The sequence below is a fragment of the Niabella digestorum genome (assembly GCF_036409055.1).
Lineage (GTDB): Bacteria > Bacteroidota > Bacteroidia > Chitinophagales > Chitinophagaceae > Niabella > Niabella composti.
Map to the genome: position 1 here is coordinate 117333 of NZ_JAZGLY010000005.1, position 17925 is coordinate 135257.

Genomic DNA, 17925 nt, shown 5'->3' on the forward strand with positions numbered 1-17925 from the left:
TTATGAAAAAACTACTCAACGAAATCCGTTACTTCCGGTCGCAACCACATAATTTCAAAATACTGGTGCTGACCAATTTGGTATATGCTTTTGTACTGCCTGTTATAGACATTTTCGTGGCAGCTTACGTAATGCGCAGCTCCAACGATCCCACCAAAGTGGTGATTTATCAATTAACCATTTATACCGGCATTCCCCTTACGTTTCTATTAAACGGCTTTCTGTTGGCTCGCTTCAACATTCGAGGCCTGTATTCGATTGGGATGATGTTGAGTGCCGTGTCCATGATTATTATGATGTCATTGAAGGAACTCAATTTAGTGGGCATTGGTATGGCAGGACTCACCATGGGCATGTCTTTCGGTTTTTATTGGGCCAACCGAGATTTTTTGGCGTTATCAATCACCAGTGATGCAAATCGTAATTATTACTACGGACTTGAAACTTTTTTTTATACCATCATAGCTGTAGCGGTACCCGTAACCATTGGGTGGTTTTTGGAATCGAGAGGAACAGAGCATGCAGCTGTAAAATCAGGTTATCTTACCATTACTGTAGCCGTATTTATTGTTACACTATTAGCATCAATAGTATGCTTCAGAGGTAATTTCAAAAATCCTGAGCAGAAAAAATTTATTTACTTCAAGTTTCATCCGCTATGGAACCGGTTACTGGTGCTGGCTGCACTAAAAGGCTTGGCTCAGGGTTTTCTAGTAACGGCACCGGCCATGCTTATTATGTTGTTAGTAGGTAAAGAAGGGGCATTGGGAACAGCACAATCCATAGGCGCCATACTTTCGGCCATTATAATGTACATAGTAGGTCGTATATCGAAGCCTGAAGATCGTGTCAAAATTTTTGCTTTGGGATTATCATTATTTGCTTTGGGTGCAATTGTAAACGGTGCATTGTTTAATCAAACAGGTGTAGTGATATTTATCTTAGTGCTGCTAATTGCAAAACCGTTGATGGATTTGGCTTACTTCCCTATTCAATTTAAGGTAATCGATATAGTCTCAAAAATTGAGAACAGAAGCGAGTTTGCCTATATACTCAACCATGAAGCCGGATTGTATGTTGGGCGCTTTACCGGGGCTTTTACCTTTTTACTACTGGCCTACATGGTATCGAATGAAGTAGCTTTGCGTTATGCCATTATCATTATTGCCATGTTGCAATTACTATCTATTGTGGTAGCAAAGCAAATTATAAAACAGGGTAACGAACTGGGAAAAACAACAGAGACACTTTAAAACAAACAATAACTAAAAGTGTCTATTACTTCAAAAATAAAACTAAAGTCATGAAGGTGAGAACGATTTGCTTGATATGGATATGCCTGACATGGGCTACCATCAATAAAGCTCAAGTGATACAACAGTCACTGCCAAAAATTGATTCAATGCCCGATTGCCCACAGCCTTTCGGCATCATCGATTTCCGGCAACTGGCCAAAGATTTCGATAAAAAAGTATACGATTTTAATGCCACTGGCGATTACTGGCCTTTGGTATGGTGGGATAGTAGTGGTAAAAATTTCAACCAACCTGTTGTAGGTATCTATACCGCTATCGGTGATGCCCGTCAGGGGACCAACAACAGAGGCATGTTCCATGAATCTCTGGGCAGCATGGGCGCTATATTGGGCGCTTCACTGGTTGGTATTGATAAAAGCAAGCAAACCTACAACTATGTGGCCATGCTGAAAAACTACTTCAACCGCGAAACAGGTTGGAACATCATGATGAATAACACCTGCCCCGAAGTAGCGTTGTTGGGTGGCGGATATGGTCGCGACTGGTGGTACGATGTTTATCCCAATCTGCTTTTTTATGCTATTTACGATCTATACCCCAACGAAAAAGATTTCGACTGGATAGCCCGTACCATTGCTGACCAGTTCTATCGGGCCGACTCAGTATTGAAAGGCAACTACAATTATACTTATTTCAATTACGGAACCCTGCAACCCCATACTACAGAAATCTGCATACAGCCCGATGCAGCGGCTGGTCATGCTTGGGTGTTGTATATGGCGTATAAAAAATTCGGCGATGAAAAATATCTGAAAGGTGCACTCAGTGCTTTAAAAGCGTTGCAGGCCGTAAAAGAAAACCCGAATTACGAAGTTTTGATGCCGTTCGGAGCCTATATTGCTGCCCGCATCAATGCCGAACAACATCAGCAATTCGATACCCGCAAGTTCGTGGAGTGGAGCTTCGACGGTACCGCTGTTTGCCGCGAAGGTTGGGGTGCCTTGCACGGCCGTTGGAACGGTATCGATATTTCAGGGACTTTCGGCAGCACTGTGGATAGAGGCGGCTATGCATTTTTAATGAACACTTACGATGCCGCCTGGCCCTTAGTACCGATGGTGCGTTACGATGTCTCTTATGCCAAAGCCATCGGCAAATGGATGCTCAATGCCGCCAATGCCGCCAAGCTGTTTTATCCGCAGTACATGCCCAAAGCATTTCAAGCATTGCCGCACAAAGCCGAGGTTACCAAAGGCGTGATTGCTTACGAAGGTATCATTCGCAAATCATCCTATCCCGAATACGCCGATAAGCCCGGTCCTTTAGCGCAAGGCGATGGCCCGCTTTGGGTGCCCGACAAAAACCCTGATGTATCGCAATTTAGCGTGTACGGCAGCAGTCACGTAGGAATTTTCGGCAGTATTATACGCCGCACCAATGTAGAAGGTATTTTGGAATTAGACTTATTAGCTACCGATTTCTTCCGCGACAAAGCTTATCCTTCGTACCTGTATTACAATTCACATTCGAAAGCCAAGAAGGTGCAAATCCACAATGCCGGCACACATAAAATCGATTTGTACGATTGCGTATCGGGTCAATTCATTGCCCGAAATATCAAAGGCAAAAAGAAAATCAGTATACCCGCTAAGGAAGCGATGGTATTGGTACAAGTGCCTTCCGGCGCCTCCATTACCAAGCAGAATGGAAAGCTATATGCCGATGGAATAGTCATCAACTATAACGCCTCCAGATAAGACGTGTAACATACCATCCAAATGCCGCGTATGAATTAGACCTTCATCGCGGCGTTTTTATTCCTGCGACTACTTGGGTATTTATACATTCCCATTTGAGGGTACATATACTAAGAAACACATTTATCAATATAAAATATTATAAAAAACCATTAGATGAAACCATTTCTGAGGTTTATATCCGACTGAATTTTAAAGATTTTGGATACAGATTCGGAACAAAGGCACCTATATAAAAACAAAACCTCTTATATTCCTTACCTTTGCACTCATTTTTAGTAGAGTATGAGCGTAAAATACCATGAGTTCCAAGGGTTGAATTTACCCGAGATAGAGAAAGCAATCTTACAGAAATGGACAGAGCAGGAAGCCTTTGAAAAAAGCGTTTCCTTAAGAGAAGGGGCAACACCATTTGTTTTTTACGAAGGACCGCCCAGTGCTAATGGTATGCCCGGTATTCACCACGTAATTTCCCGAACTCTGAAAGACCTCGTATGCCGTTACAAAACCATGCGTGGTTATCAGGTAAAACGCAAAGGTGGATGGGATACGCACGGCCTGCCTGTAGAGTTGGGAGTGGAAAAAGAATTAGGCATTACCAAAGAAGATATTGGAAAGAAAATATCTGTAGAAGAATACAACAAAAAATGCCGCGAGGCAGTATTGCGTTTCAAAAATCAGTGGGACGACCTTACCCGCAAAATGGGATACTGGGTGGATTTGAACGACCCTTACATCACTTTTACCAATGAATACATCGAAACGCTATGGTATTTATTAAAACAACTATTTAATAAAGGATTACTTTACAAAAGTGTAAGTATTCAACCTTATTCTCCGGCAGCCGGAACAGGGTTAAGCTCGCACGAGCTGAATCAGCCCGGTACTTACAAAGATGTTAAAGACACCAGTGCTACAGTGCTCTTTAAGGCCATCAAAGATGGCGTGTTGAAAGAGTTTGAAGAAGATATCTACTTCATGGCCTGGACTACTACCCCTTGGACATTGCCTTCCAATTTGGGGTTGACCGTAGGTGCCGATATCGAGTACAGCTTGGTAGCCTCTTTCAATCCTTATACACAAGAGCGCCAAAATGTAATTCTAGCTACAGCGCTGCTCCACAAATACTTCAAACCCGAAGGAAAAGACGGCAATTTTGAAGCTTATCAAAAAGAAGATAAAATTATTCCCTGGAAAGTACTGGCAACCTTCAAAGGTAAGGACTTAGAAGGCCTGCGTTACGAACAACTCATGCCTTTTGAGGCTAATAACTTGGAAGCTATTCGCGCTATTACTCCTGATGCAGATCCCTTCAAAGTAGTAATAGGCGACTTCGTAACAACCGAAGACGGTACCGGTATTGTACACACAGCTCCAGCATTTGGTGCCGACGACTACAAAGTAGGACAGAAAAATAATCTAGGTATTATTACGCTCGTAGACCGCGAAGGAAAGTTTATTGACGGTGTAGGTGAGTACAGTGGCCGCTTTGTTAAGAACTATAAAGACGATCCGAACTACGTAGACGTAAATGTAGACATATCGGTAGATCTGAAACTAAAAGGTCGTGCCTTTAAAGTAGAAAAATACGAGCACAGCTATCCACATTGCTGGCGTACCGATAAACCTATTTTGTACTATCCTCTAGATGCTTGGTTTATTAGAACCACAGCACTTAGGGATAAAATGGTAGAACTAAACAAAACCATCCACTGGAAACCCAAATCTACAGGGGAAGGCCGTTTTGGCAACTGGTTGGAAAATATGGTGGATTGGAACCTAAGTCGCAGCCGTTTCTGGGGAACCCCGCTGCCCGTATGGCGTACTGAAGATGGTGAAGAAGCAAAATGCATCGGCTCCATAGAAGAGCTGAACGCAGAAATTAAAAAAGCTGCAGAAGTATTAGGGGGAGATACCAATAAAAAATTCCTTGAAGAAGGCCTTAAAGACCTACATAAACCCTATGTAGACGAAATTATACTGGTAAGCGACTCCGGCAAACCTATGCGCCGCGAACCGGACCTGATAGATGTTTGGTTTGATAGCGGAGCGATGCCCTATGCACAATGGGGACTCAACTACGAAAAGCTTAGGGCAGGAGATCCACAGCCTTTCAATCATCCTTTCGAAAACAACTTCCCTGCAGACTTTATCTGTGAGGGAGTAGACCAAACCAGAGGATGGTTCTACACATTGCATGCTATTGCATCGCTGCTGTATGGCAGTGTAGCATTCAAAACCGTCGTGAGCAACGGCTTGGTGCTGGATAAGAACGGCAATAAAATGAGTAAACGTCTGGGCAATGTGGTAGACCCCTTCGATACCATTGAAAAATTTGGCGCAGATGCTACGCGCTGGTATCTTATCACCAATGCATCCCCTTGGGATAATCTAAAATTTGATATCAACGGAATCAAAGAAGTACAGCGTAAATTCTTCGGTACTTTATACAATACTTATCAGTTCTTCGCTTTATATGCCAATGTAGACGGCTTTACCTTTAAAGAGCCTTATATGCCGTTAAACGAGCGCCCGGAAATCGACCGCTGGATTATTTCCTCGCTACATTCGCTCGTTCAAAACGTAACACAGGCGATGGACAATTACGAGCCCACACAGGCGGGTAGGTTGATTGAAGATTTTGTGGATGAACAGCTAAGCAACTGGTATGTGCGCCTGTGCCGGCGTCGTTTCTGGAAAGGAGAGTACGAAGCTGATAAAATTTCAGCTTATCAGACGTTGTATGAATGTCTGGAAACTGTAGCTACCTTGATGGCTCCTATCGCACCATTCTTCAGTGATGCTATTTACCAGAACCTCAATGAGGTTACCGGCCGTCATCCTCACCAATCGGTGCACCATGCGCTCTTCCCTACTGCCAATACCGCGTTCATTGATAAAGAATTAGAGGAAAGAATGCAACTGGCACAGGATGCCAGCTCACTCATTTTGTCGCTAAGAAAGAAAGTCAACATCAAGGTGCGTCAGCCTTTACAGAAAGCGCTCATTCCGGTACTTAATCTGGCAATGAAAACACAGCTGGAAAAGGTAGAAGACTTGATAAAATCCGAAGTAAACGTTAAAGAAATAGCGTATTTAACCGAAACCGACGGATTCATAAAGAAAAGAATTAAACCTAATTTTGTATTATTAGGTAAGAAACTTGGGCCTAAAATGAAAGCGGTTTCCGCGGCCCTAGCCCAATTCACCCAAGAAGATATCAACCAATTAGAACGAAATGGTGTTTATACCTTACATTTGGAAGGTGAGGCGATTGATATCAAATTAGAGGAAACGGAAATCACCAGTGAGGATATTCCGGGATGGACCGTATCCTCCAAGGGCGCTCTAACGGTTGCATTGGATATCACCATCACCCCCGAGCTACAACAAGAGGGTGATGCAAGGGAATTCATTAACCGTATTCAGAAGATACGCAAAGACAAAGGATTTGAGCTGACAGATAAAATAGAAGTGATTGTTGACGCAAATGAAGCACTAAAAAGTTCTTTAAACAGGTTTAAAGACTATATTTGCGCGGAAATATTGGCTGAAAATATTAATTTCCAGCCAATTTCGGGAAATGATGGTATAGAAATTGATGTGAATGATAACATTTTACAAACGATTGTTTCTAAAAAAGGGTAAACTACATGGCTACAAAAAAAAGTACACCGGCAAAAAAAGCAACGCCGGCCAAAAAGCAGAAAAAAACTGTCGCTAAAACCACAGTAAAAGCAGTTGCTAAGAAAACAGCAACTAAGAAAAGTACTGCTACAAAAGCGGCAGCTAAGAAGAAAACAGCTCCAGCAAAAACAAAAACTGCTGCAGCTAAGAAAACTGCAGCGAAAGCGACTCCGGCAAAAAAAGCAGCAACTAAAAAACAAACAACAGTAAAAAGTACTGCTGCAAAAGCCAAAGCTGCACCTCAAAAAACAGCAACTAAAAAAGCAGAACCCAAACAAGCAGTAAAAGCTGCCGGTAGCCAATCAAAAACCCAACAAAAAACTAGCCCTAAAAAAGAACAATCTACCCCAACACCGGTAGTACCGAAACTTTCTACCAAAAGCTCGGTTAAATACCAACCGGAGTTTACAAAAAGTATTTTAGACACCCCTAAAGATGAACCAGTGAAACCAGTAGTGAGATATTCAGATGCGGAATTGCAAGAGTTTAAGGAAATTATTTTGAAAAAATTAGATGCGGCCAAAAAAGAGCTGGCTTATTTACAGGGGCTAATTACACGCCGTGACGAAGGAGGAGACATGGATGAAGGTCGTTATATGACTATGGAAGATGGTAGTGTAAGTATGGAACGCGAGCAGCTGAGCCAATTAGCCAGCCGCCAAATTCAGTTTATCGACCATTTGGAAAAAGCCTTAATGCGTGTAGAAAACAAAACCTACGGTATCTGTCGGGTTACAGGAAATCTTATCGACAAAGCCCGTTTGCGTGCCGTACCTCATGCCACATTGAGTATTGAGGCAAAATCAATGCTTAACAATAACAAATAAACGGTCTTAACAGTAAAATACATTCATTGCATAAAAGCGAAGCATAAACGCTTCGCTTTTATTGCTTTATATATTACAAACCGGGGATAAGCTCCTATAATCCGCAGGTAAATAAAGCATAATTGTCATGACCATCTCATTTCAATACAATAAAAAGCAGGTAATTCAAGCGCTACGCTACCATTTCATAGCTAAGAAGGAAATTCGGATTATGATTATCATGGTAAATGTATTTGCCATTGCCTCGCTTATCTGGTATATGATGGGCAAGATCACTCCGGTGGCTTTTCTTACCTATTCCCTATTATGGATTGTATTGATGATTGCCATATGGTTTGTACTACCGGGCTTTGTATATCGCAAGGCGGAAACTTTTAAGCATGGCTTTTCTATGCATTTTAATGAGGATGATTTTACATTAGAGCACGAAACAGGCTCAAGAAGCTGGCCTTATACGGCGCTACATTCCTTCCGCGAAACGCCCCATTTTTTCCATCTTTATTTTGACACACGTTCATTTCTACTGATTCCCAAAGACGCCTTCGTCACCAACGAGCAAATGCTACAGTTACATAACCTCTTGAAAGCAAAAGTGGGATAATAATAGGCGAATCAAATGCGCTTTTTCATTAATACGTGTGGGATAGATACTTTTTCAAATGGCTCACTACAGGGTCTATAGCCCATTTTTTCATAAAATCCTACTGCGCTGGCTCGAGCATCCATAGCAATTTCGCTGTAACCAGAATCGCGCGCAATTGTCTCTGCAAATTCTATTAAAGCGCGGCCAATACCTTTTCCCTGCAATTGACTTCGAACGGCCATTTGCCGCAATATGGCAGAACCTTCCTGTCCTCTTACCAGTATGCAGCATCCAAGCAGTTCATCATCTTCAAAAGCTCCAATCAGAATATGATCTTTATCGGCCTGAATGTCCTGTTCATTCAGCGTCATGCCCAGCGGTTTGCGCAAGATTTCATTGCGCAGTTCCACCATCTTCCAATATTCCTTGGAGTCGTAATCAATGATTTTTAGGGCCATAGTGGTAATTTTATGGTCCGATATATTGTATGATAAACTGAAAAATACCAAATTTTATTGGCAGCGTAACATTTTTACATTTTTTTTTGTTTCTGGTAGTTATTTAGTCAAAAACTCTATTTTTGCACTCAACAATAAAAACAATCAGATATGTCAGACATTGCAACAAGAGTTAAAAAAATCATCGTTGACAAATTAGGTGTTGACGAAGCAGAAGTAACTAACGAAGCGTCTTTTACCAATGACCTGGGCGCTGATTCTTTAGATACTGTTGAACTGATTATGGAATTTGAAAAAGAGTTTAATATTTCTATTCCCGACGAACAGGCTGAAACCATCACCACTGTTGGACAGGCTGTTTCATATTTAGAAGAACACGCTAAATAAAAATTTGAACAAAAAAGCTTATCTGTCACTCATCCGATAGAGTTTGACAGAAATTAGCGAACTTTATATCCGCCTTTGCAAGTGGTATACCCTCACAAAGGCGGTTTTTCTTAACGTTGAGCTGCACGGCTTATGGAATTAAAAAGGGTAGTAGTTACTGGAATGGGCGCGTTAACACCGCTCGGCAATACGATAGATGAATATTGGAACGGCCTGATAAACGGAGTTTCTGGCGCTGCACCTATTACATTGTTTGATGCATCAAAATTCAGAACCCGGTTTGCCTGTGAGGTAAAAAATTTTGAACCCACAGATTATCTGGATAAAAAGGAAGCGAGAAAGCTCGATCGTTTTTCTCAGTTTGCCCTCGTAGCCAGCGACCAGGCTATGAAAGATGCCGGTCTTAGTAAAGACACCATTAACCCCGACAGAGTGGGTGTGGTTTTAGGAAGCGGAATTGGAGGGCTCATCACATTCCAAAACGAGGTAGCAGAATTCGCCAAGGGAGATGGTACGCCTAAATTCAACCCTTTCTTTATCCCTAAGATGATTCTGGATATTGCTGCCGGACACATCAGCATGAGACATAATTTAAGAGGTCCGAACTACGCCGTGGTAAGTGCCTGTGCCAGCAGCACCAACGCTATGATTGATGCCTTAACCCTGATTCGCTTAGGCAAGGCCGATATTATTCTCACCGGAGGTAGCGAAGCCGTTATCAGCGAAGCAGGTGTGGGCGGATTCAACGCCATGAAAGCCATGAGCGAACGCAACGATGATCCCGCTACAGCCAGCAGACCTTATGACAAAGACAGAGATGGCTTTGTAATGGGTGAAGCTGCCGGTGTATTGGTATTGGAAGAATTAGAACACGCACTGGCACGTGGCGCCAAAATTTATTGTGAAATAGTGGGTGGCGGAGCCACAGCCGATGCTTATCATATTACAGCTCCTCATCCCGAAGGATTAGGAGCGAAAAACGTTATGCTTGCAGCATTGAAAGATGCAGGGCTCGACGTTACTGCAGTAGATTATATCAATACCCACGGTACATCCACCCCGCTGGGTGATATTGCCGAAGTAAAAGCTATTCTGGACGTATTTGGAGAACACGCTTATAAGCTCAATATTAGTTCCACTAAAAGTATGACAGGCCATTGCCTAGGTGCCGCAGGAGTTATTGAAGCTATAGCCTGCATCAAAAGTGTAGTCCACGATATCGTTCCGCCTACCATCAATCACTTTACTGATGATCCGGAACTAGACCCCAATCTTAACTTTACATTCAATAAAGCACAGGAAAGAGTGGTAAATGTGGCACTCAGTAACACTTTTGGTTTCGGAGGGCACAACGCTTGCATCATTGTAAAGAAATACAAATAAGTTAGTGAGTTTCATTAGGAATTTATTTGTAAAAAAGTCAGACGGCTCTTTCATTAAGGAGTTAAAGAACATCTTGGGATTCACTCCTAAGAACTACTCTTTATATAAAACCGCCCTTACCCATCGTTCCGTTAGCGAAAATGTAGATGAGAATAACGAGCGATTGGAATATTTGGGCGATGCCATTCTGGGCGCTATTACGGCTGATTATCTTTTTCGCCGCTACCCGTATCATGGTGAAGGATTTTTAACCGAGATGCGCAGCAAAATGGTGAACCGCCAACAACTCAATGATATAGCGGTACGCATGGGGCTGAAAAAAATTACTAAATACAATAAGGCCGACCACTGCCTGAAAACCAGCCATATCTTTGGTAATACCCTAGAAGCACTGGTCGGCGCTATCTATCTGGACTATGGATATGAGCGCACCCGTCGCTGGGTGCAGGATTATATCATCACGCCACATATGTTTATGGATGAGCTCGAAAATCTCGAAATCAACCATAAAAACAAGCTCTACGGCTGGGCCAATAAAAATGGAAAAGCACTGGAATTTGTCACCGTTGACGAAAAAGTGGAGAACGGTCGCCGTTTGTTTACGGTAGCCGCCGTGGTAGATGGCGAAAGTATCGCCCAGGCTACAGCTTTTAATAAAAAAGATGCTTCGCAAATTGCAGCCAATAAGGCTATCGAGATTTTAGGTCTTAACAATCAGTAGTCTCCTTTCTTTTTTATTTACCTTTAAGGTATGTCTATACTTTCCGTACCTGTATATATGGATTACAGTGCTACTACACCTTGTGATGAGCGTGTGGTTGACGCTATGTTGCCTTATTTTACCCGGCTCTTTGGCAATACAGCCAGCCGTATTCATAGTTACGGATGGCAGGCCGAAGCCGCAGTAGAATTGGCCCGCGAGCAAGTAGCCCAAATTATTCATGCACAGCCTAAAGAAATTGTTTTTACCTCAGGGGCTACAGAAGCTTGCAACTTAGCCCTCCGCGGAGTAGTGGAGTTATATGCCGTAAAAGGCAATCATATCATCACCACAAAGACCGAACATAAAGCCGTTCTGGACACCTGCAAAGCTCTTGAAAAAAAAGGAGCAATTATTACTTATCTGGATGTAGATGCCAACGGGCTTATCGATTTAACTGCACTAGAGCAAAGCATCACACCCTCTACCATTTTAGTGAGCATCATGCTAGCCAATAACGAAACCGGTGTGGTACAAAACGTTGCCGAAATTGGAAAAATTTGCAAACAACATAAAGTACTATTCTTTTGCGATGCTACTCAGGCGGTAGGTAAAATACCCATAGATGTTCTTGCCTCGGAAATAGACTTACTGGCCTTTAGTTCGCACAAAATCTATGGTCCTAAAGGGGTAGGCGCATTATATATCCGAAGCCGTAATCCACGTGTAAAAATCGCACCGCAGATAACTGGTGGAGGCCACGAAAACAATCTGCGCAGTGGCACCTTAAATGTTACCGGCATTGTGGGATTTGGAAAAGCCTGTAGCATCTGTATGGAGGAGTTGTCCACAGAACAAGAGCGATTAACACGACTGCGCGATCGTTTGAAAGACGGTCTATTGCAAATACCCAACACTACTTTAAACGGGCATCCCAGTCAGCGACTACCGAACGTGCTGAACATCTCTTTCCCTCCTTTGAACAGCGGATTATTACTTTCTGCATTAAATAAAAGTATTGCGCTTTCTTCGGGCTCAGCCTGTACCAGCGGTAGTCTGGATCCATCCTATGTTTTATCCGCCATGGGCATTGACGATACGCATGCACGCGCAGCTCTGCGGTTTAGCATTGGGCGATTCACTACCGAAGAAGAGATAGACTTTGCCATTCGTGAAGTAAACGAAAAAGTCACACAACTCAGAAACGAGGGTATGTTCATCGGTTAATGCAATAATTCCGTTAAAAGCATTGCCGAATTGGGTATTATCCCACTCGTTCCCTCCCAACTTACATCAATTTCTGTTACCTTCGTTCTTATCTATTATTCGTCCTTATCTAAAAAAACAATGTACTATGAGCCAGGTTTGGAAAGAATACCAAGAAAAAAATAAAGACAGATTTCTGGAAGAAATGCTGGAGCTGCTACGCATCCCTTCAGTAAGTGCCAGAAGCGAACATAAGAGTGATATGATCAAATGCGCCGAAGCTATAAAAGACGCCTTACTGGCCAGCGGCTGCGATAAAGCCCAAGTAATGGAAACCGGCGGTCATCCGGTGGTGTACGGCGAAAAAATTATCGATCCCAATAAGCCTACCGTACTGGTATACGGACATTACGACGTACAACCTGTAGAACCGCTAGAACTGTGGCACACCCCTCCATTTCAACCCACTATTATCGATGGCAAAATATATGCTCGTGGCAGTGCTGATGACAAAGGACAGTTTTACATGCACCTAAAGGCACTGGAAACTATGGTAAATACCAACACCATGTGCACTAATATTAAATTCATCATCGAGGGTGAAGAAGAAGTGGGCTCTCCCAACCTGGCAAAATTTGTTGCGGCCAACAAGGATCTCTTGAAGGCCGATGTGATCCTCATCAGTGATAGTGCTTTATTGAGCATGGACACTCCATCCCTCGATACGGGAGTACGCGGATTAAGTTATATAGAAGTAGAAGTAACCTCAGCAGCTCGCGATTTGCACAGTGGCTCTTACGGTGGCGCAGTAGCAAACCCCATTGTTGTGCTTTCTAAAATGATTGCCAGCTGCCACGACGAAAACAATCATATTACCATACCCGGGTTTTATGATGATGTGGTTACAGTATCGGATGAAGAACGTGCATTGATTAACAAAGCGCCCTTTGATGAAGAAGAGTACAAGAAAGAAATCGGCATTAAAGAACTATGGGGAGAAAAAGGTTATACCACTTATGAAAGAACGGGTATCAGACCCACACTGGAATTGAACGGTATATGGGGTGGTTATACAGGAGAGGGTTCTAAAACTGTTCTACCTGCTAAAGCCACTGCTAAAATCTCTGCGCGACTGGTACCTAATCAAAGCAGCGAAAAAATTACTCAATTGTTGTTAGATTACTTCAGAAAAATAGCCCCGTCCTGTGTTACCGTAAATGCTTTTGAACATCATGGCGGCGAAGCTTATAATACACCTATAGACAGTAAGGGATACCAGGCAGCCAGTAAAGCACTCGAGACAACTTTCGGGAAAACACCAATTCCCGTAAGAGGAGGAGGCAGCATTCCTATCTGTCATACCCTCGAGAAAGAATTAGGCACTCAGATTATTTTCATGGGCTTTGGTCTGGATAACGACGGACTACACAGTCCCAACGAAAAATATAATGTTGAAAACTATTTTAAGGGTATTGAAACGATACCTTATTTCCACAAATACTTTGCAGAATAAAAGAAAGCCGGTACAGTTGTACCGGCTTTTATATTTCAAAATATTTACTTTTTATCAGCTATTTTGGCAACTCCGGACGACGCATGCGATAGGGAGTTCCGGTTAGTGTCTTCAGAAAAGCCACTAGCTGTGCTTTTTCCTCTTTTGTCAAATCCAGTTTTTTGATCAATCTGTCTGTTTTAGGAAATAGCGGATCATTTTTTTGCTCTTCCGTTTTTGGAGGTTGTGGCATTCCGCTGTTATACATATTTACAATTCCTTCCAGATTATCAAATAAACCATTATGCATCCAGGGACGCGTTCTTTCCAGTTCGCGCAAAGAGGGAGTGCGAAAACGACCCACGTCTTCCGGATTTTTAGTAACATTATATCGCCCTAAATCCTCATACTTCCTTTTGTAATAAGTAAGGCCTATATTATGAAAAGAGGTATCTGTGAGATAAGGACCGCTATGACAGTTCATACAACGCGCCTTAGTGCGGAACAAATGTAGCCCCACTACTTCATCATCAGTAAATACATGATATTCTCCACTCAGGAAACGATCGTAGCGTGTAGCCCTGCTCTTGATGATTTTCTGAAATGCGGCAAGTGCAGTAGATATTTTATCAAAATCGATTTCAGGAGTACCGTATGCTTTTTCAAATAAATCTCTGTACCCTTGAATCTTTGAAAGCTTCTCGCTCAACAGAGGCACTTCCATATTCATTTCGTGATGCGCACTCAAAGGTTCTATCATCTGCGAAGCAAAATCATTCGCCCTACCATCCCAGAACAATTTGGGATAGATATGTACATTTAAAAGGCTCATGGTATTGCGCTTGCCTTGCATATGATCATTACCCAGAGCCACTACTCTTCCGTCTTGCCAAGCCAGATCTGGATCATGACAGCTACTACAGGAAATCTGATTAGAGCCCGAAAGACGCGGATCGAAAAACAAAAACATTCCTAGGCGGGTCACAGGATCTTTATCAGCTTTAAACCACGAGGTGTCATCTTTGGGAATTACGCCTAACTCGCTCCAAATGGCTCCGGAATCAATATGAGGCTTAGGCCACTCGCTAATGGGCCTGCTGTACAAGCTTCTTATCGAATCTGCATAGCTTTTGAAAGTACGCGCAGCGTGGTTCGTGTATGAAAATGACATCATACCCAGCAGTACAATCACCCCTAAAGTCAAATAAATCTTACGCATGATTTGCAAAAATAAGTTTAAAACAGACAGCCCAAGGTAATATGGAAAATGTTATAGTATTTGCCAAGATACTGTGTATTCAATGCACTTGTGAGAGAAGTAGCACCGCGCAAATAAGCGATAGTTTTGGTACTCACTCGTTGTGCGTATTGTACCGCGGGCGTAATACGAATGCGAGAGGCAGTGAGAAATTCATATTCCTGATTCAGATAGCTATCTCTTGAGGCTGGAGGACGCGCCGATGAGACAGGCTGGTAGGTTCCATCACTATGCAGTGTTCCCGAACCACCTCCATATCCAACACCTAAAGACACCGTATACATATCTTTTCCTTTGATAAAGTTTCGAGAAGCATTCGCATCCGCTTCATATAAATTTAAATCCTGAATACGCAAGAAAGGATACAACGATGTTTTGTGATAGCGATTCATGTATTGAAATGATGCGTTCAATACCCACAAGGGATTGTCGTTTGCTACGCCCAGATATCCTTTATAGTTAATAGCACCTTTTGTAATTTGTCGATTCAATACTTCGTTCTGACCATGATAAATAATTATAGTACTGCCACCGGAGGTATTGCCTTTACTATATACGTTCTCCATATTGATAAGATCCTCATAGCCGGCATTTAACTGTATTAGATGCAGATTTTTATTTTTTTGGATCTTCAGTACCCCTGTATATTCATAGCTATCTGCATCGTGCTCGGTAAAAACAATAGATGCTGTTGCCTTCTTACCATAATAACCGCTTCGCCTTGCATAAGAAAATTCATTCAACAGGCTCACTGTATTACTAAATCGGATATCCGCCTGAAGAGCCATACCGTGGGTATTATTGACAATAGGACGTCGCTCATCGGTAAGTCCGTCCTCGCCAAACAACTCCGTTCTTCCATAAAAATTACCGTAGTTCAAAAAAACGAGATATTGTTTATCCGTATTGCCATGTACCTCAAATTTCAAGCTTTCAATACGACGAACGTAATTATAACTAAGTCCTAGTTTAACAGCTTTAGATAATGTATAATTTACACCCGCAGCAACATCCATATTCAGTAATCTGTTGATATGCCGCAAATCTTTGAGCTTGGCATAATCAGCCACTTCATAAGATATGGCACCTCCCAATGTCAATCTCTGCGACACGGCAGCGCTTACACTACCGGATAAGGTATACCCTTCCAGCTTTTTGGTACCGGCTGTAGAATCAGTATTGTCGTCAAAATTGAGAGGTGATGTATAAGGGTCGACCCATGCACTACCTTGCATGTTTTTACCTCTAAAATTCTGATAATCTACCGCACCATAGAAAATAACATTTCTATTGAGCCGATAAAATGACTCAGAACCGATACTGATTTTATAACTATTATCAGACTGATAATAGTTTTTGAATGCACCGTCCGCTTTTTCATAGGCTACATTGGCCACAGATACCTTGTCCACATCTACATATTGTAACCCCGATGGATTATGAGTTTGTAGCCAGGGATTATTATTTTTTATGTAATTGATATCATAAAAAGAAGTATCTGTGATTTGAGCAATAGATATGTTGGCGCAACCAAGTGTTGCGCCCAACATAAAACCGATTATCAGACGACTGAATTGCATTATTGGTTAATTAGTTCTCAAAGATGGCTTGCTACGCAAATGAAAATCTTTGGTAGAGTTATTAGTATCCATGTATATAATTATCGCCCCGTTTTTAATTGAAGCTTCGGCATCGATGCCGCTAGGATCAGTACTACCACCAACACCTTCCGTACCCAGTGCGTAATTATATACCAATTTACCAGCATTTTCCGCAATCGCTTCTGTAGCTTCTTTATCTACATTGCGGTAAATAGAATAACCCTGCCTGTTGACATGATATACATAGCCGGCATCAATATTGGACGTAAAACGTTTTACATTGTTTTCGTTATTTAATAGATATACTTCAACGCCGTCCAGCACCCAATCAAAAGGTACTTTTTTACCATTATAAGCAGAAAGCCATGCATTATAATTATGAGCAGCATCGGCTCCGAAAGCAGTAGGTGTTGTACCTTTGGTGGTAAAAAGAAATACACCCGGACTTGTTACGCTTATAGACCAAGCATTCCCTGTTCCGTATTTCACGGCCTTCAAATAATGATTGGTGGGAATAGAGGCCGCAGGGGCTACATAATAATTGGCATTATTATACTGTAAGATATCATAAGTACAATAATATTCTGGATTATCAAAGTTGATGGATTTTGAATAAGTAATGGTATTATTCACCGCATTGTTCAATGCAATTACTATTTGTTTGCCCGGCTGTATGGTTACACTCTGCTGAAAATACCAGTAGCCTTGGGGTGCGGGAATCCATCCTTCTGACTCGTACGACAATTTCCCTGATTCATCGTAAAAACCGTTAGAAGCCTGACTATTGTAAGGAGCAATCATACCCAGGCATACATTCTCCAAAGTAGCTGGAGTAGTGGAATTATTATACAAAACGATATACTTATCAAACTCAAACGTTCCCGACCCGTCGTCCTTCAGCGTTCCTCCCACAAAAATCTCTTTTATTATTACCTGAGATAGTTGTGCCTCTATCAATGTAATTTTTGTGATATTATTTTTATCCCAATCTGAAGAAACGGTAATGTTAGCATCAGCATTACCGTTAAATATAGTTCTCTGTACACCGTCTGCTTGGGTATAAGAAGCAGAGGCCTGGTATACACCTGCCGGTACTACAAACTTAGCCAAACCACTTGCATCGGTAAGTGATTCAAATACGTTTGAAGAACCGGTTGCAGTTAACTTTACATTGACTCCGGCAACCGTAAAATTGTTCCCTGATGTATCAGTAAGCTGTACGGCAACTTCAAAAGTAGGATAGGTGATACTATCTTTTTTTCTACACGCTGCAAATACTAAAACGAACAAGCACGTCAGATAGATTACATTTTTCATGTTATATTGAATT

General features: G+C 42.1%; 14 protein-coding genes. 10 read left to right on the top strand and 4 right to left on the bottom strand.

The genetic code is table 11. The annotated features are described in order from the left end of the window. Positions 1-2 precede the first annotated feature (2 nt). From V2H41_RS09920 to V2H41_RS09940, 5 genes are all read left to right on the top strand, one after another. Positions 3-1253, top strand: coding sequence for an MFS transporter (locus V2H41_RS09920; RefSeq protein WP_330974999.1), 1251 nt, complete (start codon positions 3-5; stop codon positions 1251-1253). A 50-nt stretch (positions 1254-1303) separates the two neighbouring features. Further along, entirely contained in the window at positions 1304-3013 is a 1710-nt protein-coding gene (locus V2H41_RS09925; protein WP_330975000.1) for a hypothetical protein, read from the top strand. 285 nt (positions 3014-3298) lie between these two features. Further along, entirely contained in the window at positions 3299-6661 is a 3363-nt protein-coding gene (gene ileS / locus V2H41_RS09930) for an isoleucine--tRNA ligase (protein WP_330975001.1), read from the top strand. A 5-nt stretch (positions 6662-6666) separates the two neighbouring features. Continuing rightward, complete coding sequence (locus V2H41_RS09935; RefSeq protein WP_330975002.1) at positions 6667-7527, top strand: TraR/DksA family transcriptional regulator; 861 nt, start codon at positions 6667-6669, stop codon at positions 7525-7527. A gap of 127 nt (positions 7528-7654) precedes the next feature. Continuing rightward, positions 7655-8128, top strand: coding sequence for a YcxB family protein (locus V2H41_RS09940; protein WP_330975003.1), 474 nt, complete (start codon positions 7655-7657; stop codon positions 8126-8128). 11 nt (positions 8129-8139) lie between these two features. Here the strand turns inward: V2H41_RS09940 and V2H41_RS09945 are convergent, their stop codons facing one another. Beyond that, positions 8140-8568 (bottom strand): GNAT family N-acetyltransferase, encoded by a 429-nt coding sequence (locus V2H41_RS09945; RefSeq protein ID WP_330975004.1) that lies wholly within the window; start codon positions 8566-8568, stop codon positions 8140-8142. A 150-nt stretch (positions 8569-8718) separates the two neighbouring features. On the opposite strand from V2H41_RS09945, the gene V2H41_RS09950 reads away from it, so the two are divergent. From V2H41_RS09950 to V2H41_RS09970, 5 genes are all read left to right on the top strand, one after another. After that, on the top strand, positions 8719-8955 hold the full coding sequence (locus V2H41_RS09950) for an acyl carrier protein (RefSeq protein ID WP_039135252.1): 237 nt from the start codon (positions 8719-8721) through the stop codon (positions 8953-8955). 132 nt (positions 8956-9087) lie between these two features. Further along, on the top strand, positions 9088-10338 hold the full coding sequence (fabF, locus tag V2H41_RS09955; protein WP_330975005.1) for a beta-ketoacyl-ACP synthase II: 1251 nt from the start codon (positions 9088-9090) through the stop codon (positions 10336-10338). 4 nt (positions 10339-10342) lie between these two features. Further along, on the top strand, positions 10343-11059 hold the full coding sequence (rnc, locus tag V2H41_RS09960; protein WP_330975006.1) for a ribonuclease III: 717 nt from the start codon (positions 10343-10345) through the stop codon (positions 11057-11059). A gap of 30 nt (positions 11060-11089) precedes the next feature. Further along, positions 11090-12265, top strand: coding sequence for an IscS subfamily cysteine desulfurase (locus tag V2H41_RS09965; protein ID WP_330975007.1), 1176 nt, complete (start codon positions 11090-11092; stop codon positions 12263-12265). 127 nt (positions 12266-12392) lie between these two features. After that, positions 12393-13757, top strand: a complete 1365-nt coding sequence (locus V2H41_RS09970; protein WP_330975008.1) for a dipeptidase — start codon at positions 12393-12395, stop codon at positions 13755-13757. Between the two features lie 58 nt (positions 13758-13815). Here V2H41_RS09970 and V2H41_RS09975 read toward each other — a convergent pair whose 3' ends face one another. From V2H41_RS09975 to V2H41_RS09985, 3 genes are read right to left on the bottom strand one after another with little or no spacing between them, the layout of a single operon-like run. Further along, positions 13816-14955, bottom strand: coding sequence for a cytochrome-c peroxidase (locus tag V2H41_RS09975; protein ID WP_330975009.1), 1140 nt, complete (start codon positions 14953-14955; stop codon positions 13816-13818). Between the two features lie 17 nt (positions 14956-14972). Next, positions 14973-16574 (bottom strand): DUF6850 family outer membrane beta-barrel protein, encoded by a 1602-nt coding sequence (locus V2H41_RS09980; RefSeq protein ID WP_330975010.1) that lies wholly within the window; start codon positions 16572-16574, stop codon positions 14973-14975. 6 nt (positions 16575-16580) lie between these two features. Beyond that, entirely contained in the window at positions 16581-17912 is a 1332-nt protein-coding gene (locus tag V2H41_RS09985; protein ID WP_330975011.1) for a DUF4876 domain-containing protein, read from the bottom strand. Positions 17913-17925 lie beyond the last annotated feature (13 nt).